General features: G+C 45.9%; 23 protein-coding genes. 15 read left to right on the forward strand and 8 right to left on the reverse strand.

Annotated features, from left to right (window positions below; translation table 11 throughout):
- Positions 1-47 precede the first annotated feature (47 nt).
- The gene (locus H6F56_RS24865) at positions 48-740 is read left to right on the forward strand and encodes a response regulator transcription factor (RefSeq protein ID WP_190674480.1); all 693 of its coding nucleotides are present in this window, start codon (positions 48-50) and stop codon (positions 738-740) included.
- Positions 741-954: 214 nt separating this feature from the next.
- Entirely contained in the window at positions 955-1,551 is a 597-nt protein-coding gene (locus tag H6F56_RS24870) for a pentapeptide repeat-containing protein (protein WP_190674483.1), read from the forward strand.
- Between the two features lie 12 nt (positions 1,552-1,563).
- Here H6F56_RS24870 and queC read toward each other — a convergent pair whose 3' ends face one another.
- On the reverse strand, positions 1,564-2,265 hold the full coding sequence (gene queC / locus H6F56_RS24875; protein WP_190674486.1) for a 7-cyano-7-deazaguanine synthase QueC: 702 nt from the start codon (positions 2,263-2,265) through the stop codon (positions 1,564-1,566).
- A gap of 152 nt (positions 2,266-2,417) precedes the next feature.
- Positions 2,418-2,978 (reverse strand): DUF2808 domain-containing protein, encoded by a 561-nt coding sequence (locus H6F56_RS24880; protein ID WP_190674488.1) that lies wholly within the window; start codon positions 2,976-2,978, stop codon positions 2,418-2,420.
- 239 nt (positions 2,979-3,217) lie between these two features.
- Between H6F56_RS24880 and H6F56_RS24885 the strand changes: the two genes are divergently transcribed.
- Complete coding sequence (locus tag H6F56_RS24885; protein ID WP_190674491.1) at positions 3,218-3,733, forward strand: DUF4149 domain-containing protein; 516 nt, start codon at positions 3,218-3,220, stop codon at positions 3,731-3,733.
- 85 nt (positions 3,734-3,818) lie between these two features.
- Here the strand turns inward: H6F56_RS24885 and H6F56_RS24890 are convergent, their stop codons facing one another.
- The 3 genes from H6F56_RS24890 to H6F56_RS24900 form a co-directional block, all read right to left on the reverse strand.
- Positions 3,819-4,127 (reverse strand): TMEM165/GDT1 family protein, encoded by a 309-nt coding sequence (locus H6F56_RS24890; RefSeq protein ID WP_190674494.1) that lies wholly within the window; start codon positions 4,125-4,127, stop codon positions 3,819-3,821.
- Positions 4,128-4,222: 95 nt separating this feature from the next.
- Positions 4,223-4,678 carry a TMEM165/GDT1 family protein gene (locus H6F56_RS24895; protein ID WP_190674497.1) on the reverse strand — a complete coding sequence of 152 codons (456 nt, stop codon included), beginning with the start codon at positions 4,676-4,678 and terminating at the stop codon, positions 4,223-4,225.
- A 260-nt stretch (positions 4,679-4,938) separates the two neighbouring features.
- Positions 4,939-5,289, reverse strand: coding sequence for a YkgJ family cysteine cluster protein (locus tag H6F56_RS24900; protein WP_190674499.1), 351 nt, complete (start codon positions 5,287-5,289; stop codon positions 4,939-4,941).
- Between the two features lie 183 nt (positions 5,290-5,472).
- Between H6F56_RS24900 and psb30 the strand changes: the two genes are divergently transcribed.
- A complete protein-coding gene (gene psb30 / locus H6F56_RS24905; protein ID WP_190674501.1) occupies positions 5,473-5,604 on the forward strand; it encodes a photosystem II reaction center protein Ycf12/Psb30 in 132 nt (43 codons plus the stop codon).
- Between the two features lie 286 nt (positions 5,605-5,890).
- Here psb30 and H6F56_RS24910 read toward each other — a convergent pair whose 3' ends face one another.
- Positions 5,891-6,415 (reverse strand): universal stress protein, encoded by a 525-nt coding sequence (locus tag H6F56_RS24910; RefSeq protein WP_190674504.1) that lies wholly within the window; start codon positions 6,413-6,415, stop codon positions 5,891-5,893.
- Positions 6,416-6,875: 460 nt separating this feature from the next.
- On the opposite strand from H6F56_RS24910, the gene H6F56_RS24915 reads away from it, so the two are divergent.
- The 5 genes from H6F56_RS24915 (at position 6,876) to H6F56_RS24935 (ending at position 9,710) form a co-directional block, all read left to right on the forward strand.
- Positions 6,876-7,067 carry a DUF3285 domain-containing protein gene (locus H6F56_RS24915; protein WP_190674507.1) on the forward strand — a complete coding sequence of 64 codons (192 nt, stop codon included), beginning with the start codon at positions 6,876-6,878 and terminating at the stop codon, positions 7,065-7,067.
- 17 nt (positions 7,068-7,084) lie between these two features.
- Positions 7,085-7,612: an rRNA maturation RNase YbeY gene (gene ybeY / locus H6F56_RS24920; RefSeq protein ID WP_190674510.1), complete on the forward strand. Its 528-nt coding sequence runs from the start codon at positions 7,085-7,087 to the stop codon at positions 7,610-7,612.
- A 62-nt stretch (positions 7,613-7,674) separates the two neighbouring features.
- Complete coding sequence (locus H6F56_RS24925) at positions 7,675-8,214, forward strand: diacylglycerol kinase (protein WP_416361009.1); 540 nt, start codon at positions 7,675-7,677, stop codon at positions 8,212-8,214.
- 20 nt (positions 8,215-8,234) lie between these two features.
- Complete coding sequence (locus H6F56_RS24930; RefSeq protein ID WP_190674513.1) at positions 8,235-8,825, forward strand: anthranilate synthase component II; 591 nt, start codon at positions 8,235-8,237, stop codon at positions 8,823-8,825.
- Between the two features lie 108 nt (positions 8,826-8,933).
- On the forward strand, positions 8,934-9,710 hold the full coding sequence (locus H6F56_RS24935) for an MBL fold metallo-hydrolase (RefSeq protein ID WP_190675051.1): 777 nt from the start codon (positions 8,934-8,936) through the stop codon (positions 9,708-9,710).
- A gap of 34 nt (positions 9,711-9,744) precedes the next feature.
- Here the strand turns inward: H6F56_RS24935 and H6F56_RS24940 are convergent, their stop codons facing one another.
- Together H6F56_RS24940 and H6F56_RS24945 are read right to left on the reverse strand one after the other, a co-directional pair.
- Positions 9,745-10,950: an acyltransferase gene (locus H6F56_RS24940; RefSeq protein ID WP_309236632.1), complete on the reverse strand. Its 1,206-nt coding sequence runs from the start codon at positions 10,948-10,950 to the stop codon at positions 9,745-9,747.
- Between the two features lie 7 nt (positions 10,951-10,957).
- On the reverse strand, positions 10,958-12,226 hold the full coding sequence (locus tag H6F56_RS24945) for an acyltransferase family protein (RefSeq protein WP_190674516.1): 1,269 nt from the start codon (positions 12,224-12,226) through the stop codon (positions 10,958-10,960).
- Between the two features lie 125 nt (positions 12,227-12,351).
- Between H6F56_RS24945 and H6F56_RS24950 the strand changes: the two genes are divergently transcribed.
- From H6F56_RS24950 to H6F56_RS24970, 6 genes are all read left to right on the forward strand, one after another.
- A complete protein-coding gene (locus H6F56_RS24950) occupies positions 12,352-13,638 on the forward strand; it encodes an aminopeptidase P N-terminal domain-containing protein (protein WP_190674520.1) in 1,287 nt (428 codons plus the stop codon).
- A gap of 161 nt (positions 13,639-13,799) precedes the next feature.
- Positions 13,800-14,468: a hypothetical protein gene (locus tag H6F56_RS24955; protein WP_190674524.1), complete on the forward strand. Its 669-nt coding sequence runs from the start codon at positions 13,800-13,802 to the stop codon at positions 14,466-14,468.
- Between the two features lie 140 nt (positions 14,469-14,608).
- Positions 14,609-16,570 (forward strand): DUF3352 domain-containing protein, encoded by a 1,962-nt coding sequence (locus H6F56_RS24960; RefSeq protein WP_190674528.1) that lies wholly within the window; start codon positions 14,609-14,611, stop codon positions 16,568-16,570.
- Positions 16,571-16,792: 222 nt separating this feature from the next.
- A complete protein-coding gene (locus tag H6F56_RS24965; RefSeq protein ID WP_190674531.1) occupies positions 16,793-17,971 on the forward strand; it encodes a M20 family metallopeptidase in 1,179 nt (392 codons plus the stop codon).
- Positions 17,972-18,150: 179 nt separating this feature from the next.
- Positions 18,151-18,291, forward strand: coding sequence for a DUF6753 family protein (locus tag H6F56_RS27145; RefSeq protein ID WP_309236633.1), 141 nt, complete (start codon positions 18,151-18,153; stop codon positions 18,289-18,291).
- Positions 18,292-18,433: 142 nt separating this feature from the next.
- Positions 18,434-20,044, forward strand: coding sequence for an AAA family ATPase (locus H6F56_RS24970; RefSeq protein ID WP_190674534.1), 1,611 nt, complete (start codon positions 18,434-18,436; stop codon positions 20,042-20,044).
- The last annotated feature ends 306 nt before the right edge of the window (positions 20,045-20,350 follow it).

The raw sequence follows: 20,350 nt of genomic DNA on the forward strand, positions 1-20,350 counted from the left end.
AGCAGGAGAAAGTATGAGCGCTTTCAAATTTCAACACAAATTTAACGATGAAAATTCTTCTGGTAGAAGATGATGTGCGTCTTGCTGAGGCTTTAGCTGAAGCCATCGGAGATCAGCGGTATACAGTGGATGTTGTAACGGATGGGGAAGCCGGTTGGCAGCAAGTCACAGGGGTGGATTATGACTTGATTTTGCTAGATGTCATGCTTCCTAAGTTAGATGGAATCGCTCTTTGCCAGCGCCTGCGCTCTCATGGATATGACCTCCCTATCCTCCTGATTACGGCTCGCGACACCAGCACTGATAAAGTTAGAGGCTTGGATGCCGGTGCCGATGATTATGTCGTTAAACCAATCGATCTGGCAGAGTTGCTAGCGCGGATACGCGCTTTGCTGCGCCGGGGGCCTTCAATCCCAGCAATTTTGATATGGGGCGACTTGCGGCTCGAGCCAAGTACCTATGAAGTCACCTACGCCGGCCAACCTCTGCACTTGACCCCTAAAGAATATTCTCTCCTAGAAACTTTTATTCGTAATGGCCGGCGGGTACTGAGCCGGCGGGTGCTGCTGGAACAGGTTTGGGATGATCGCGATTTTCCTGAGGAAGAAACGGTCAAAGCCCATATTAAAAGCCTACGACAGAAACTCAAGGCTGTAGGAGCGCCGAATGATTTGATAGAAACCGTTCACAGCGTGGGCTATCGGCTCAAACAAGTTCCTGAATCTGGCCCTTCTATTTGAGGAAAACTTGATTTTTAGCGGCTGAGAATCTTCCCGATATCTTCCCGATTTTTTACCTGATATCTTCCCGATTTCCTGCCGATTTTTTTACCTGCACCTTCTATCTTTGAAATATGGCGGGCGAACTGAATTGAAAGTTCCTAAATGCTTAACTGTTGAGATGCCTTTTTCAATCAGTTGACTAACGCCATGCACAAACAAGATAGAAAATTAAATGATGATGAAGGCTAAGCTAGATAACATGAAGGCTGAAGAACTTCTGAAGCGGTATGAAGCAGGAGAAAGAAGTTTTTACAACCTAAAGCTAGAGAAAGCGGACTTGCGCGGGGCGAAGCTAGTTGAGGCGGATATGCGACGGGCCAACCTAGCTGGGGCGGATTTGCGAAAGGCCAATTTGACTGGGGCAGATTTAGGGCGGGCAGATCTGCGGGGGGCCAACCTGAGAGGGGCAACTTTAACGAGGGCCAACTTGGCTGGGGCAGACTTGACAAATGCAGATTTATCTAGCGCAAAGTTGGTTGAAACCAACATGGTTCAGGCAAACTTGAGTGCGGCACTGCTGTTTGAGGCAGATTTGTTTATGGCAAATTTGACTGAAGCAATACTAGCTGGGGCAAACTTGACCAAAGCGATCCTGATAGGGGCAATTTTGGTTGAGGCAATTCTGGTGGCATCGATCCTAGTGAGGGTTAACCTGACAGAAGCGGATCTCAGAGGCGCAAATTTGCTAGAGGTCGATTTGACAGATACAGATTTAACTGTGGCAAAACTGAAGGGGTTGGTGATGCCGAATGGCAGTATTTATCACTAACTTGGCACTGTCTCAAACAAAACGGTCGGTTCCCTCTGGTGGTGTATAGGGCAAGGGATCTGTTAAGCCTAATTCTGCAAAGGCTGCCAGACGCAACCGACACGAGTCACACACGCCACAAGCTTCTTCTGTGCCGGCGTAGCAAGACCAAGTTTGCTGCCAAGGAACTCCCAATCGATTGCCCAGTTGGATAATTTCAGTTTTCTTAAGGTCTAGTAGGGGTGTGACAATGGTAATTGCCTGTCCTTCTCGCCCCTGTTTAGTTCCCAAGCGGTACACTTCCTGCATAGCTTGGATATAGTCAGGCCGGCAGTCCGGATAGCCGGAATAGTCTAAAGCATTCACGCCAATATAAACCCGCTCCGCACCGATTGCCTCAGCATAGGCGACGGCAAAACTTAAAAAGATTGTATTGCGGGCGGGGACATAAGTGATGGGGATATTTACAGCCATTTCTGCCAAACTGCGTTCAGAAGGCAAATCTAGCCGGTCATCCGTCAAGGCAGAACCGCCCCACTGACGCAAGTCAAAGCTGACAATTTGATGTTCTACAACACCGGCAGAGTGGGCGATTTCTGCAGCGGATTCTAACTCTCGCCAGTGTCGCTGTCGGTAATCAAAAGAAAGGGCATAACACTCACAACGATCCGCTTTGGCTTGATACAAAACGGTGGAGGAATCCAATCCTCCAGATAATAAAATAACTGCTTTCATTCAGTTCTGAGCTTTTGAGTTTTGACTTCTGAGTATACCGAGTGCCGGCCAATTTAGAGTTATTTTATCGAGTAAATTTTTCCTGGCTAAGCCTCACAGACACCCAAATCCTCAAATCCCAGAGTTTCCTAATCCCGCCCTTCTCGGCAATTTCAAAATCCTCCATCACTGCTGCTGTAGAAATGAAGCCGGCCATATCCAAGAAATTGAGCATGAGCTTTTTCGCCGGCAGGAAAAGCGGTGACGCCAAAAAGATAGATGCCGCTATAACGTGGGTTTTGGTACGGACGCAGGCCAATTGTGACGGTTTTGCCAGGAGGTATGGGCGGGTCAAACCTGACTGAAATACTTTCCGTTTGCGGATCTTTCGCAACCGGCCCTAGGGCTAATTTTGTGCCTTTGTCCCAGCGCGTTCCTTCAAATGAGCGGGTGTCTTCCAGCTCAAATCGCACCCTGTCTGTGCCTTCAGCTTGGTTGAATGTTACCTGCTGAAGCGGTTCGCCGGCATTTTCTGGGACACTCAGGGTGAAATAGTAGGTTGCGCCCCAAACATAGGTATCTTTTTGGGTTGTGGTTGCTTCAACCAAGCGGGGTGGCTGAACAAAATAGACGGTGCCATCTGCCAGCTGCACTGCCGGTGCTGGTGGGCCGATTATTGCCCAACTTGCTGCGGAAATTGCTAAGCTTGCTCCAAATACCGATGCAACACGCATATTTCAATTCCCCATTGGGTTTCAATGCGATCCGCTCTGATAGGGTTAAACCGGATTTTTATCAATTATAGTTTTCGGCAAGCCGGTGCTGCAAAAATGTCTTAAGAATTCCTAGAATAAATCAGCAGAAATTAACACAATTTTTTCTAAATTGATTGCAGCTTTATTCGTAAAAATACTTCATATTTGTTCGGTCGAATCTTGGCTAAGCTAAAGATAAGGCAGCAAGAGGAAGTTCTATGGCGGCTATTTCTCAAGATGAATTCAAGCGACCCTCCTGGCAAACCGTTGTCATTTTTACGCTAGCATTCTGGCTCGGTGCCAGCTTGCTTGTTGATTTCGTAATGATGCCCGGTCTTTACACGGCAGGGATGCTCACTCAACCGGGGTTTGCTTCGGCAGGCTATTCTATTTTCTGGGTGTTTAATCGCCTAGAGTTAGTCGGTGCAGCTTTAGCGCTGACGGGGTCATTAGTTCTTCTCAACACCCACTATCTACCGATCTCACGGGGGCGCACAGCAATTATTTTATCTCTGCTCCTGTTGGCGGTTGCTTTGGTGGATACTTATGGCCTAACCCCTCACATGAGTGCTTTGGGAATGCAGCTAAATTTGTTTGAGCCGGCATCCGAAGTTCCCACCGCAATGAATCAGATGCACGGCAGTTATTGGGCCTTAGAAGCGCTCAAAATAGCATCTGCAGCGATGCTTTTGAGCTTGTGCTACCGGCAATCACCGGCTGAAGCCATCAGTTAATTGTGTTTTTGATAATTTTTAAAGCTCCTGTGATCGCAGGGGCTTTTGCTTTTTGTGGGGTCAAAGAGGAATCACGCACTCTTGCCTAATCCCCAACGCCTTCTTCCAAATTTTCAGGCGAATCTTCCTTGGGCCAAAGTAGACGCAAAGCCATAAGTGCAAAGCCAACTGCGGCAACTGTCTTAACCAAACGAGCCGGTAAAAGTTGAGCTGCGCCTTCTCCAACAATCACACCCAGAAAACTAGCTAATAACAAGGCGGCAACGCTTCCCCAAAATACTGTCCAAGGCGATTTAGAACTGCCACTGAGTGCGATCGCTGCTAATTGGCTTTTGTCTCCTAATTCAGACAAAAATACCGTTATAAAACTTAATCCGATCAGTTGCCAGTCCATAATTGCCAGTCCTGAGTGCTTAGTGCTTGGTGTTGAGTGGTAGAAAGTAGTAACTAATCAGTGCTGAGTTATAAAGTATTAATGGATTGAGCTTTTTAACGCAATACATCCCAAAGCAGCAGTACGGAAATCAGCAGCATACTTACACCGGCTGAGGTTTCCAAAGTTTTCGGAGAAAGCCGCTTTGCTAGCCATTGACCTAATAGAACGCCGACTAAGCTGGTAGCAACCAGTGCTGTACCGGCACCCGCAAAAACTAGCCAAGGCGAGTGAGATTCTGCACTCATTAGCAGTGTTGTCACTTGGGTTTTGTCCCCGAGTTCAGCTAGGAAAATAGTTATAAACGTAGACCAAAAAACGGATAATCCCTTGCGCGTCTTCGGTTTTGCCGCCCGTTCTGCTGTCTGAAAACTTTTAATTTCGCTACGTTCAGCCGACAATGCCTCACCACTATCGTTCAATTTTCGCTTGCTTAAGTGTTGGGGGCTATCTACTCCAGAAACCGGGAACTCAGGTGCCGGCAAGGTTGAAGGCGCAGACAAAGGTTTCACAAACAATTTTGCTCACCGCTATTTTTCATATTCCTTTCATTTTCTCAGAAAAGGGGATCAAATATCAAGCCTGCCGGCAGAGATTGCTGGTGTGAGGGATGGGGGATGGGGCATAGGGCATAGAGAGTGAAAATATCGGAGTTTTATTCAGGCACTTCTGTCTTGCCGATAGACCAAACGAAAAACTTACCCTCGTCAGGTATAGGGTAGTAAGCATTTGACGGTAAGAGTAAAAAAGCCGGCAACGCCAGAAAATCGCTTTAAATCCCCACTGCCTCGTCAAATCGGTGCATTTCCAAGCTGCGCTCGCCGTACATATCTTCAATATGCTCCCGGCAGCAATCAATCGCAAACTCGTTTAATTCTTCTGCCTCAATGCCGTATAAATCTTGAAAAACATTAACTTGCACGCGGCAGAAGCGAGGCCGCTCTTCGTAAATGCGACATTCTCGCGTCGCGCGATCAAAATTAACGCACCACCCATCCACGCCCACCATGCTGAGGTAACGCTCTAGCTCTTCTGGCGATAAATACTCATCCAAATCGGGACGCTCTGAGGGTTCGAGGTAGCAGCACGCCCCACATTGCTTCACACATCGCCAAGTGGCCATTGTCAAAACTCACTTTTACGCCTTGTCATTTGAGCTTAGCAGGTGGGACTGCGGACTTCCATATTTTGCATTTTATTGATTTTTGTAAACTTAATTAAAAAAAATGAGCACCCAACAGGTAAAATCAAAAGCGGATTTTTAAGCTTAGCCATCCAAATCTGTTGGGTCAAGTCGGGAGGAAGAATGGACTTTTTAACGAGTTTTGTCAGCAACGTCAATTGGGAAGCAATTTTTCAGCTAACGTTTGTTGCTCTGATCATGCTTTCTGGGCCGATCGTCATCTTTTTGCTGGCTGCTCGCGGCGGCGATATGTAGGTAGCTACCCAGCACCAGCAAATACGAGATTTACCGGCTGTAGGGGCGAATTCTGGCATTGGTGTCAATTTAAGCTTGGCGGTTTCAACCGCACTCATACAGCCCAAACCCTCGCAGCGTAGGGTGAAAAACCCTTGATGCTTTCTCCTGCCAAGTTGCGCGAGCGATGTGTGATCTTCTGGCTGTAGGGGCGTCAGCCGGCGTGGGCATCGTCTCCCCGGTCGCGTAGCGAAGAGAATATTGCGCTTCGCCCAGATGCTTACAGTTGACACCAATGCTTTCGCCTTTACGCCTGTGCTGCCAGCTTCGTTCCTTGCACCACGAGAACGGAACAGGGAGCGTGATGCAAAACATGATTGCTCACACTTCCCATCAACATCTCCGTCAACACTGTATGGCCTTGACGCCCGAGCACAATTAAGTCTGCACCCCAGTTTCGAGCGACTTCACAAATGCTCTGACCGGCATCGCCGACTTTGTAATAAGATTCGGTGGCAATTCCCAACTTTGCCGCTCTTTGTCCATAGGTGTCTATCCATCCTTGCACTTGCTGGAGTTCCTGTTGCAAACGCTCCTGCTGCAACGTTTGTTCCATGACTCCGCCGGTTGGATCGAGACCCATACCACTCCCAACATCAAACCCGATAGAAGACCCCGTTAGCGGCGTGATCTGTCCCTCGTTTTGCCAGTTGATGCAGTGAAACACCATCAGGCTAGCACCTTGTTTTTGGGCAAGCTCTAGGGCTTCCTCAAACACTGTTTCACTTAGGGTTAAGCGATCAATGGCAACCAGCATTTTTTTAAAGCTCATGGTTTGTTTGTCCTTAGAGTTAGGCTTAAGTTTAGTAAAGGCGTTGCGTTCGCTAGAAGTTTAACGCCTGTTTTTATAAAACTTTACACTGTTGTTATATTGAGCTGTATTAACTTTGTTGCTTTTAATAGATTTTTATAAATATCCCAAATTAAAACAGCACGGTTGTTGCTCCGCTAGATCAGTTGCTCAACTATGCGATTGAAGGCGAGTTTGAGTCGGGCGAGCACTGCAACAAGGCTTAAGAGAACGATCCCAACCGGCAGCATCAAGCCGCCGACCTGTAGTATTCGAGGAGGGACCGCAAGTGTTGCCGGCACCCCCCTTGAGAATTGAGCAAATTGGCAACTCTTTGCCAGATAACTTGTTAGATTAATAAGGTAGTTTTGTCAGTTTATCTTTACAATTAAAGCGATTTTCAGCTAGATCAGCTGAATTTAAACCCTAACGACCCATCCCTATGAGCCAACCCTCTTCACCGTCCCCAACTTCTGAGCAGCCGGCCCCAGGCTCAGAATCAAAAAAAGATAGTTATGTCAAGCTGGCGATGCGAAACATGGTGCGTAAGCGTGGCACCTCTGTGAAGCATTTTGTGATGACCAGTGCCGGCCTGTTGGCTGTCCTGGTTGGTTTGGCTTATCTGACTCGTTAATAACAAAGCGAGGCGGCATGGGAAGCGTAGAATTTGAAGTCAGTGTGCAGGATTATTTCTATGGTGATGACCCGTCAGCCAGCCCAATTAGCGAGGAAACCTGGCAGGATTGGTTCTGTGATTGGCTAGAAATCTTGCACCCGGATATGCCGACGGCACCGACTTATGAACTGAGCTTGCGTCTGAGTGACGATGCTGAAATCCAAAGCCTCAACGCTCAGTACCGGCATCGAGATCAAGCGACAGATGTTTTGGCGTTTGCGGCTTTAGAGGTAGAATGTCCTCCAGCAGCTATGGTAATCGAGGAGCTGCCCTTATATTTGGGTGATATCGTCATTTCTGTCGATACCGCAAGCCGGCAAGCCCAACAGCAGGGGCACAGCTTAAAAACCGAGCTTGCATGGCTGGCTGCCCACGGTCTTCTGCATCTTTTGGGCTGGGATCACCCAGACGAAGAAAGTTTAACTGAAATGTTAAACCAGCAAGCAACTTTACTGCAGAAAATAGGTCTTATCACTGAAAGCGCAAAAGACGTTCAGTCCTAAGAGTGCAGGCGTACCAAACTTTCAATGAGTAATCCGTCGGAGGCGCGTTAAGCTTAATCGTTATGCAATTAAATGAACGGCCCATCTCATCCGCAACGGCCCACTCTATTTGCGACCAACCTTTACCTCCAACTCCCCTGCCTATGCCCCAAGATATTTCCACTCCGCCTGTCAACAAATCGAATCAGGTGGGAAAAATCAAGCGGGAATTTGCCTGGCGGGTTGCGCCAAACTTACTCATTAGTTTTAAATACGCTTGGGCCGGCCTTTACTACGCCTTCCGCACTCAACGCAACTTTCGCATCCATGTGATTATTGGCAGTTTGGCCATTGCTTTGGGTATTTTTTTAGATCGAAATGCAGTGGAAATGGCCGTTATCGGTCTAACAGTTGGGGCAGTATTGGCAATGGAATTGTTAAATACTGCAATTGAATCGGTCGTTGACTTAACGGTTCAGCAGGCTTACCACGACCTCGCTAAAATAGCCAAAGACTGTGCGGCTGGGGCAGTGCTGGTTGCAGCATTTGCCGCTATACTCGTGGCCGGCTCAATTTTGCTGCCGCCACTCATAGCCTTGGTTCAAGAATTAGCAATGAGCTAATTGCGAGAGGAGTGCAAGTTTTGATTATTGTCATTGATAACTACGATAGCTTTACCTACAACCTGGTGCAGTATCTTGGAGAAATCGGCATAGAATTGCCGGTGGCTGCGGAAATTCAGGTTTATCGCAACGACCAAATTTCTGTAGAGGAAATTCGCAACTCTGGTGCGGCTGGAGTCGTGATTTCCCCTGGCCCAGGTCGCCCGGAAGATGCCGGTATTTCTGTAGAAACCATCGAACAGCTTGGCCCGACAATGCCAATTTTGGGCGTTTGTCTGGGCCATCAAAGCATCGGTCAAGTGTTTGGGGGCAACATTGTCTCTGCCCCAGAGTTAATGCACGGCAAAACTTCCCAGGTGACACACACCGGCGTCGGAGTTTTCCGGGGATTGGAAACACCCATGACCGCAACCCGGTATCATAGTTTGGTGATTGACCGGCAGAGTTGTCCAGATGTGCTGGAAATTACCGCCTGGGTCGATGATGGCACGATTATGGGTGTGCGACACCGGAACTATCCGCACATCGAAGGTGTCCAATTTCATCCAGAAAGTATTCTCACGAATGCCGGTAAACAGTTGTTGCGAAATTTCCTCGAACAGCTGTCATAATCATCGATGATTTGTCATTGGTCATTTGTTATCTATGATTTTCAACTGACAAACGACAACGACAAATTAAGAAACTACAAACTCACCCACGACAATTAGCAATTAATGATGAAGCGGCGACAGTTAATGCGCTATGCGCGGACAGTTTTTTTGGCGACGTTAGCAACTGGTTTAGCGTCTGGATTGCAAACCTATCAGGCTCAAACCAACGACACGCTTTCTGTCCAATGGCTAGGTCATACTTGCTTTTTGTTTACGAGTGCCGGTCAAAAGGTTTTAGTAAATCCCTTCCGCACTCAAGGTTGCACGGCAGGATATCGTCCGCCTAATGTTGGCTCTGATCTAGTATTAATTAGCTCTCAGCTATTAGATGAAGGAGCAACCGAGCAATTACCCGGCGACCCTCGCTTGCTGTATGAATCGGGGGTTTATCAGCTCAATGGCAACCAAGTTCAAGGCATTCAAACCCCTCATGATCGTGAGGGTGGCCGGCGATTTGGTACGAATACAGCTTGGCGCTGGACTCAAGGAGGAATTAATATTTTACACTTGGGAGGTGCAGCATCACCCATCAGTGTAGAGCAAAAAATCCTCTTAGCACGCCCCGATTTACTGTTGCTGCCGGTGGGGGGTGGGCCTAAAGCTTACACGCCTCAAGAAGCCAAGCAGGCGATGCTCGCGCTTAATCCCAAAATGGTAATTCCGACCCATTATCGCACCCAAGCGGCTGATGCGAATAGTTGCGATCTTGTGGCCATAGAAGAATTTTTAGGCTTGATGACTGAAGCTTCAATTCGCAGGATTAGCAGCGATACGATGACAATCAGTTCGGCAGATTTACCGGCAACGGGTTCAGTTATTTCAGTTTTAAGTTATAACTTTTAGGCAAGTCTAAAAGAATCGCCGGCATCTGTGAGATTTAAGACTTTTTATAAGTTTTAAATTTAACTGCCGGTGTTTCCACAAAGTAATAAGTGACGGTGGCGAGCAATCCTGAAGCGATTAGGGTTGCTCCCAATCTTTTAAAATAGGCTTCTAGGGGAATTTCAGACGTAAAAATCGGGTTGAAATTGGCAATAATGGGAAGATGCCACAGATAAACCCCATAAGATAAGTTTCCAAAAACTTCAAATACTCTCAAGGGATTTCTTAAGCAAGCTTTGAATGAAAGCTTTTCATTGATATAAAATTCTTGATAATTTCTGCCAGATTCAAAGGTAAAGATAAAAAAAGATGTGAGTGATGCACTTAGAGCCGGCGCAATAAATAATAAAAGTTTTTGATTATAATATTTGCAATAAGCAGTTAATAAATACAAGAGAATCATCAAAATAACTGCGATTGGGATTTTGATGGTTTTTAAATAACTTCTGAAATCCACTTTTTCTGAAAAATTTTGAGCATTTTTTTCACTATAAATTAAAGCATTAATGAAAAATCCACACAAGAACGAATCTAAGTTCGTTACTAATGGTGTGTAAATATATCTAACAAAATCAGCAGATTGAGCTTCTGGCGCTTGAGATTGAGCAACGATAATGATCCAGATTGTATATCTTAAAGCAAAAGAGAAAATGAGCGTTATAAAAATACTCCCTAAGATTTTATTTTGACTGATTAAGCGAGGCTTGAAATAAGTAAATATAAACGGGATAAGTAAATAAAATTGAACTTCTGTTGACAACGACCAAAACGCACCGTTAAAGGTTACGGGTAAAGCTTGATTGTAAGTAAAGGTGCAAATTCTAACTAAATAACCCCAATTTTCATGTTTTAAAAGTTCAGGGTAAACAAATAAAATTAAAATGAATACGATAAAATAGTAAAGTGGAAAAATTCTCAGCGCTCTGTTACGGCAAAATTTAATTAATCCCGGCACATCTGTTGAGTAACGATCCGTGTAAAAAGCTTTCCCCATCAAATAGCCAGATAGACAAAAGAAAATCCGAACTGCGACGCCGCCGGCGCTGAAAAGTAACCAACTAAAATCATAATTTTGATAATATATTGAGGCTCTGGGTGGATCGCAGTGGGCGATGACAACCATTAAGCAGGCAAACCCTCGCAGCGAAAGCAGTGCATCTAAGCGGTTGGATGTTTTTTTGTTCTGATCAGAGAAACTCACTATTTTTTTAGGGTTTTTTATAAGTTTTCAGTCTGCCGGCAGGAATTTCTACGAGAGAGTAGGTAACTGCTGCAAGTACGGTGGATAAAATCAGCGTTGCCGTTAATCTTGAATAAAATGCTTCAATGGGAATCTCTGAGGTAAAAATTGGGGCGATATTTTTATTAATGGGTGTGTGCCAGATATAAACACCATAGGATAAATGACCGAAAATTTCTAAAATTCTTAAAGGATTTTTCAAGCAAGCATAAAATGAAAGTTTTTCGTTATTTTGAAATGTCCAGTAAGAATTCCCATACTCAAAGGCATAAATGAAAAAAGAGGTGATAACAGCCGTTAAAACCGGCAACACAAAAAAGAAGGTAGAAGTTCTGATCCCGCCACCTCGCCCTGGCAGTCTCCAAAGTTCTTGAAAGTAAATATGATGAGCGGTAAATAAATACAGGAAAATTATTAACCCAATGGCTATCGTTTTTAAAGGTAATCGATGCAATCTCAGTTTTTTTCTTAATTTAGGTAAAATTAATAAATTGGAACTGGCTTGTTTTTGACAGTGAATCCAGGGATTGACTAAAAACCCTAACAAAAAAATATCTAAATTTGTGAAAAGCGGGTTGTAAGTATACTTATAATAATAAAAACTTTTTGTTTGCAAGGAATCTTTTAACGCAATCCAAACTCCCAGCCTCAAAAAGAAGGATAAAGCAATAATTGCGCCAGCAGCCAGTAAAATTTGCTTTTTGTTTAACAAGCGGTATCTAAATAAATTATAAATAAACGGCACAATTACGTAAAACTGCACTTCTGATGAAATTGCCCAAAAAGTAATATTAAAGTCTGCCGGCGGTAAAACTTGGTTGTAAGTAAATGTTAGAATTCTTACCAAAGAACCCCAATTTTCTAACTTGAGAATGACTGGGTAAACAAATATACATGAAATTAAAAGGGCAAAATAATAAAGCGGACAAATTCTTAACAGTCGATTGCGCCAAAAACTCAGCACCCCAGAAACATCTGTGGTGTAACGCTCTGTATAAAAAACTTTCCCCATCAAGTACCCAGAAATCCCAAAAAAAATCCAAACAGCTACAATTCCGTGGCTGAATAACAGCCAACTAAAATCATAATTTTTATAAATGATCGCATTTCTAGGCGCAGCACAATGAAAAATCACAATCGCTAAACAAGCAAATCCTCGAAGCGCTTGAAGTGCATCTAAGTGATTAGAGTTATTTTGGAATTGTGCAGTAGAGGGTGCTGCTACGGGTTGAGCCATTAGGAAATTGGTAAAGAAAGGGAAAAGAAAATTTTATCAAGCCTTGGCAATTTTTTAATTGCCTGTCTTATTTAGGGCGATACAAAGGTTAAGATATCACAAGAAGTTGAAAAATATGAGTCGTTATGCAAGCAGAATACCGGCAGCGTCGTGAGCAGTTGATGGCGAAGATAGGCACCGGCACTGCAATCTTTCGCAGTGCACCAACAGCCGTGATGCACAATGATGTGGAATATGTTTACCGGCAGGAAAGTGATTTTTTCTATTTAACAGGGTTTAATGAACCGGAAGCCGTTCTAGTTTTAGCCCCCCATCACGAAGAACACAAGTTTGTGTTATTCGTACAAGCGAAAGATCCGGAGAAAGAAATATGGACGGGATATCGTGCCGGCGTCGAAGGCGCAAAAGAACTTTATGGCGCGGATGAGGCATATCCCATCGCCGAATTAGAAGAAAAACTGCCTAAGTATATACAAGATTCAGACAGAATTTATTATCGTTTAGGGCGAGATCGCGGTTTTAATGAAACAATTCTTAAACACTGGCAGCGCTTCATGGGGATGTATCCCAAGCGCGGAAAAGGGCCAATTGCGATTGAAGATCCAAGCCCTATTTTACACGCAATGCGGCAGATTAAAAGCCCTGCCGAATTAGATTTGATGCGAAAAGCTGCGGTGATTTCGATTGAAGCGCATAACTATGCACGAGAAATTGCGAAACCAGGACGCTATGAATACGAAATTCAGGCAGAAATGGAACACATTTTTCGTTTGCGGGGTGGCAACGGGCCGGCTTATCCCTCAATTGTTGCCTCAGGCGAAAATGCGTGTGTTCTGCATTATATCGAAAATAACCGGCAGCTACAAGAGAATGATTTACTCCTCATAGATGCCGGCTGCGCTTACGGTTACTACAACGCCGATATTACCCGCACATTTCCAGTTAGCGGCAAATTTACCTCCGAACAACGGGCAATTTATGAGATTGTATTAGAAGCACAATCGCAAGCGATGGAACAAGTTAAACCAGGAAATCCTTGGAATCAAATGCACGATGCAGCCGTGCGAGTGATCGTAGAAGGATTGCTGGAATTAGGATTGCTAGATGGTGATATAGAGGAAATTATCAAAGAGGAGAAATACAAACCATTCTATATGCACCGCACAGGACACTGGTTAGGGTTAGATGTCCATGATGCCGGTGTTTATCAACATGGGGAGCAAGCGCAAACATTGCAACCCGGACAAGTGCTAACAGTTGAACCGGGAATTTATATTAACCCCAATATTAAACCGGCAGAAGGACAACCTGAAGTTGAGAGCCGGTGGCGTGGTATTGGCATTCGCATAGAAGATGATGTTTTAGTAACATCAAATGGGCAGGAAATTTTGACTGCCGGCGTGCCAAAGTAGAAATCCGATTTTCTCAGAGAGTCGTTGGGTATTGCCCACCTCACTTGTTGAGCTAAAGTTAAGTTTGATGGGTGCCTGTCCTGCCACAGCCGCCATTTTCTTTGCGTCTGGGCTTCATGCCAGTTTGATAGTTTATTTTTGGTTGATTTCACCCTGCAAAGATGCTCAAAAAGATTTCCCTGTCGGCACTGATGTTGCTGCTGCTAGTAGCTTGTCGCCAACCCCCTTACCGCACTAAAGACGTTGGACCGGCAGCAGCGCCACCCCAACTGCCTGATATCCAGTGTCAAGGACAACTCCCCGAAGCCCTCAAAGAGAAGCTAGAAAATTACCGACTGGCGCAAGAAGCCGACTTTGTCACGTCTATTCGCGAGTATGACGGGCAAACTGAAGGGAATTTCACTTGTAGCATCTTCACAGCTGACTTTAACAACGATGGAGCTAAGGAATACGCCCTGTTGCTAGTCGATCCCAAAACATCAAACTTTCGGTTTGAGCTGCTAGTAAATCGCGGCACCGGCAAGTTAGGCACCGCAGTCGTCAAAACCTTCCAACCGACAACCAAATCAGAAGATGGCCTTGTTTACACCTCCATGAACTTCAAGCCGGCAGGAGAAAGTGGCCCAGCCCAGCGAGATAGCTTTCCCCTTAAAGCTGGAACACCCGAACGAAAAAACTTTGAAGCGCAACCAGCAATAGAATTGTGGCGGGCGCTAGACACCGCTGAAAACGGGTTGCCAACAAATTTAGAAGTCAGCACCCTTGCGTATTGTTCGGATCTTTTTTATTTTGTGAATGGCAAACTAGAAAGAACCAGCGTTTGCGATTAATTGTCGTAGACACAAAATCTATACTTTTGGTTTAATAAAGCATTCGGTGATCACTTTTTAGGCTTAACCGGCTCATGATTCCCCGAATGCTTCCCCCTAAAACCCATCCCTAGTTGTCATTCATCGGGAGAGTACAGACTTTGTTACAGCGCATTGCATTACCTCTGCTTTCAGTTCTGGTAATTGGCCCAACCGCAGCCCTCGCTCAACCGGCAGCCCTCGAAGAACCCGCCATCCCTGCGCCTGCCGTAACAAAAGTCTTGCCGGCGGATATCGTCGGTGTACTGCTACTCAATACCACCAAAGACAACTGGGGCACCTTAAATCGATTTAATCCCCTGCCCTTCGAGCTTTCTGGGCCAGGTTTTCTACCTCTATTGCCGGCAGGGACTAACTTTTCCGCAGATGTCCAACCTTGGGTGGGCGAATGGGCCGCCGTCGCACTGATGATCCCCCAACCACCGACAGAGGGAGAATTGCCCAATTTTGCCGACAGCACTCTAACGGTTGCGTCGGTGACAGATGTGGAAGGTGTTAATGCCTATGTCGCCAAAGTTAGAGAAACTCAGGCGGAACCCCCGATTGAGCGTGAGTACAATGGGGTTACAATTTTAGAGTGGCCGGCACAAGAACCCCCGGTTTTAGAGGAGCCGGTAGAAGCACCTCTCCCGACAGAATCACCGGAAACACTTCCGGAAGAAGAGTTGCCGGCACCAACCCCATCGCCGGAGGGAGAACAGTCGCCACCGGCAACGAATCCACCCCAATCCTTATCGTTCTTCAGTCGATTTTTACCCAGCAGTACTTTACCCCTGCCTTTAGCGCGATTTCTGCCGGCGCAAAGCCAGCAAATCGCAGTCGGAAGTGAGCCGAGTGAACCGGAGGAAGTCCCAGAACCCGTACCCCTTGGGAGAGCCGGTTTAGCAATAGCCGTCTTACCCGGATATTTCGCAACATCCACCACCGGCAAAGCCATCGAACAATTTATCGATTCTCAAGCCGGTATCAAACCCCTCGCCGAAGCCGCAAAGTTTCAGCGCACCCTCAAGCACCCGCAGTTTTCAACCTCATTAATGGTGGGATATAGCAATATTGCTTCCGCCGCCCAGATTGTCCCCACCGTCAGCCTTCCCACACCCCCAGAGGGAAGCCTCCCTTTGCCTCTACCTTCAGGCGAATTCTACACAGCTTTGCTAAAAAACCTAGCAGAAACTTACGACACTTTAGAAGGCTTTGTTTGGGTGCAACCCGAAGGAATTCGCGCTCAATCTGCTGCTTATTACACCACTCCCAACCCAGAAAACGCCACAGAACTCACACCCAATGGCGATGGAATTCTGGCAAAATTACCCGCCTCCACTTATATGTCAAGCAGCAGCCGCAATTTCCAAAAGCAGTGGAGCAGAATGGTAAAGCTATATGGTGAAGAAGGACAATCATTTCTAGATATATTCAGAGACGGCATCCGCAGCGTGACTGGGCTGGATCTCGAAGAAGATATTATCTCTTGGATGGATGGCGAATTCTCCTTATTTTTCTTCCCTAGCGCTCAAGGATTATTTCCCCAAGCCGCTCCAGCGTTCAAGCTCGGAATGGGATTGATGATCCAAACCAGTGATCGCCCCGCCGCCGAGAGAATGTTAAACCAGCTGGAAGAATCTGTAACAACATCATCGGGTAGCACCGTCAGCATTACCCGTCGGGAGGGATCGTCCCCCCTTACCAGTTGGGAAGCTCCCATGCCAGGAAAAGCGCCTCAAAGCTTTTTTGCTTACCGCTGGGCAGATGACAACACCCTCATCCTCACCAGCGGCAGCGGCCCGATGAGCTTGCTAACCCCCGAACCGAGTCAGCCTCTCGCCAACTCCTACATCTTCCAAACTGCTACAGAATCTTTCCCACGCCCGAATGAAGGCTACTTTTATCTCAACTGGGGCGCTACACTTTCATTTATTTACACGTTCTTTCCGCTCGACGACAGCGAGTCATCCCGTTTTATCAAACAAGGTTTAGGAATGATCCGCAGCTTCAGTGGTAGCAATTCCGCCACTCCAGAAAAAGAACAGTCAGATATTTTATTCGTCATAGCGCCGGCGCAGTAAGTGCTTAGTGCTCAGTGGGAGAGGGAAATAGTGCTGAATCTGCGTTTATCTGCGGTTAATAAATCAATATAAATCTATTCATCAGTAGAACCGGCATCCTGCCACACTTATAAATGCCGGCCAAATTTCTGCGGCTTGATCCCATCCGGCAAGCCCGATTGGTAGCCGAATTATGAGTTAAACCGTTAAACTCATAACTCAAAACTCCACAGTTAAATAAAAATGCTCTCACAAATTAAAGACTTAGCAAAAACCTTAGCACCTCGCCTCATTGAAATTCGGCGGCACATCCACTCTCATCCAGAACTAAGTGGTCAAGAATACCAAACAGCGGCTTATGTTGCCGGCGTGCTCTCCTCCTGCGGCATCCATGTGCGAGAAGCCGTCGGAAAAACCGGCGTGGTTGGGGAACTGCAAGGTGAGGGCACAGATAACCGGCTGCTAGCGATTCGGACAGATATGGACGCATTGCCGATTATCGAACGCACCGGCTTAGATTATGCCTCTCGCCAGTCGGGAATTATGCACGCCTGTGGTCACGATGTGCATACAACCGTTGGTTTAGGAACCGCAATGGTGCTATCTCAACTCGGAATTCATCTGCCAGGAACCGTGCGCTTTTTATTTCAGCCGGCGGAAGAAATCGCCCAAGGTGCCGAGTGGATGGTGAAAGATGGGGTGATGGAAAACGTCACCAGTATTTTCAGCCTGCACGTTTTTCCCTCAATTCCTGCCGGTTCAGTAGGAATTCGGCATGGTGCATTGACAGCCGCCGCCGATGATATTGAGCTAATCATTATCGGCGAATCTGGGCACGGGGCGCGTCCCCATGAGGCGGTTGACGCGATTTGGATTGCCTCCCAAGTGATTACCACCTTGCAACAAGCCATTAGCCGCACCCAAAATCCTTTGCGCCCCCTCGTGTTAACCATTGGCCAAATTTCCGGCGGCAGAGCACCGAATGTCATTGCCGATCAGGTGAAATTGCTGGGAACCGTGCGCTCGCTTCATCCAGAAACTCGCGCTGATTTGCCGGCTTGGATCGAGCGGATTGTCGCCAATGTTTGTAGCGCTTTTGGGGCACGCTACCAGCTCAACTATAGGCGGGGAGTGCCTTCGGTGCAAAACGATCCGATTCTCACTCAAATCGTAGAGTCAGCCGCCCTAGAAGCCTGGGGTTGCACTCACGTCCAAATTCTACCCGAACCTTCCCTCGGTGCCGAAGATTTTTCGATGTATTTGGAACACGCCCCAGGCACGATGTTTCGGTTAGGTGTTGGTTATCCAGATAAACATAATTACCCTTTACATCATCCCCTATTTGAAGTAGATGAATCGGCAATTGTTACCGGCGTTGTTACTTTAGCCTATGCTGTTTATAAATATTGGCAGCAGCATTAAAATTGGGCATGGGGCATTGGGCATTAGTTTTGGTACAAAAGTGTTGAATTTTAATAGTTTTAGATAAAAAGCCCCTTAGTCAGACAGAGTTTAGCTGGGGGTATTCTGTTGCTGACTTTGGGTTGCAGCAGATTTGATTCAGGTGCCGGCACACGCTTTGCAAAGGGCGAATAGCGCTTTTGGGGAAGTTTCCCCGAAAAAAATGTAAAAAGGATGTCAAGCGTTTGAGAGTAACTCTGGAAGTAGCCGGAAGGTCAGCTTTATCAGGTTTTTGTACATTTTGGGTGGAGCCGATGGAAAAGCGTAAGTTTACAGATTAAATGTTTGTTATTTTATAGGCTGTAATGGGATGTTCTGTTGCAATGGCGACACAACTAATAGTTAGGTAGTTAGTAAAGCACTGCCATCCTCTTTCGACTTTATTTGGTCTAAAATGACAAAACTCTAAACGGTCAAGCAATCATGTCCTTCAATTTGGCTATACCTCGCTCTACTGGTGAGCTACTCAATCTCACTATCAACATGGGGGAAACCCTGTTCGTTCTGGGTGCCAACGGTACTGGTAAGTCCAGCATAATGCAACAGTTATATAACCCTCATCATGCCAATGCGCGACGAATATCGGCACATCGCCAAACTTGGTTTTCTTCTAGTGAAATAGATTTATCGCCCCAGCAAAAGCGAAGCTTTGAATCCAATATCCGAAGCATAGATACCACTCCAGAGTCGCGCTGGAAAGATCATTACTCGGAACACCGTGCAACTATTGCAATTTATGATATCATTGATGCTGAAAATGTACGTGCTCGCTCAATTGCTGATGCAGTCCGTAGCGATATTAAACTGGCAAAAACTCTTTCAAACAAAGATACTCCTATACAGATTATCAACGAGGTTTTACGTCTTTCAAATATTACTATTACGATATCTATAGGTGAAAACAATCAGATAGTTGCAACTAAATCTGGAAGTTCTCCTTACAGCATTGCGGAACTTTCGGATGGTGAACGTAATGCTTTATTAATCGCGGCGAACGTACTGACTGTTAAAAGTGGTACTTTAGTGCTAATTGATGAGCCAGAGCGTCACCTTCAACGCTCCATCATTTCACCACTTCTGACACTTTTGCTCTTTAAGCGAGATGATTGTGCATTCATCGTATCTACACATGATGTGATGCTGCCCCTCGACAATCCTAGCTCACGTACATTGCTGATTCGGGGCTGCACCTACACTGGGTCTTCTGTAAGTGGTTGGGACGCAGATCTTGTTCTTCCCGAAACTGAGATTGATGATGACATCAAGAAGGATATCCTTGGTGCGCGTAGAAAGATTCTGTTTATTGAAGGCACTGAGCGAAGTCTTGATAAGCCGCTTTACAGTCTAGTGTTTCCAAATGTATCCATTGTTGCCAAATCAAACTGTCGAGATGTTGAACATACTGTTTCTAGCATCCGGGACTCTGCTAATCTTCACTGGGTTCATGCTTTTGGTATTGTTGATAATGATCGGCGGCCAGAAACTGACATTAATCGGCTTAAGGAGAAGGGCATATACGCCCTTTCAGTCTTCTCAGTTGAGTCGATATATTACCATCCACATATTCAAGACCTTATTGCACAGCGCCATGCAAGTGTTATCGGAGGTGCTTCTTCCACATACCTTGATAATGCTAAAACTGCTGCAATTCAGGCAATCAATCCACATATTCAACGCCTGAGTGAGCAAACTGCTGAAAAGGCAATTCGTGAGGAGTTTTTTCGGCAACTGCCTAAAAAAACAGACATTAGTGCTGGGACACCCATCAATGTTTCCATCAATGTGCCTGAGTATGTCACAAGAGAACGTGACCGATTAGAAAATTTACTTAATGATGCCAATCTGGCAGTAATCATTTCACAATATCCAGTTCGTGAAACACCTGCTCTAGACAAGATTGCAAAGGAGCTTAGATTCCAAAACCGTGAACAGTATGAGGAGGCTGTACGGAAACTATTATTGGACAACAAAGAGGCTCTAACGTTTGTGAAATCTCTCTTCGGTACACTGGCGTCTGATATTGAGGCAGTATGATTGCGTGCAGTCATTACCGTATTCTTACTCTGACAGTAGTGCCTAACAAACGTAGGCACCGGACGGATTAGTGACTCATAGCTTCGTTTCAGTCTTGTCACCGCCGATGATACTAGCCGTTAGACTATGAGCTTAATTGGTGAACAATTGGCGTAAAGACTCAAAAACCTTTTATGCTCAAGCATTAGCCATTTGTTCGGCTCCAGTATGTGTAAATCACTCCCATACACACGACCTTAACCTATCCGCACCTTATCAGGAATCCGTTCGCGTAGTGTACTGTAGGCAATTGAGTGCCGGCCTTTA

Origin of the sequence: Microcoleus sp. FACHB-672, assembly GCF_014695725.1 — a bacterium.
Taxonomy (GTDB): domain Bacteria; phylum Cyanobacteriota; class Cyanobacteriia; order Cyanobacteriales; family Oscillatoriaceae; genus FACHB-68.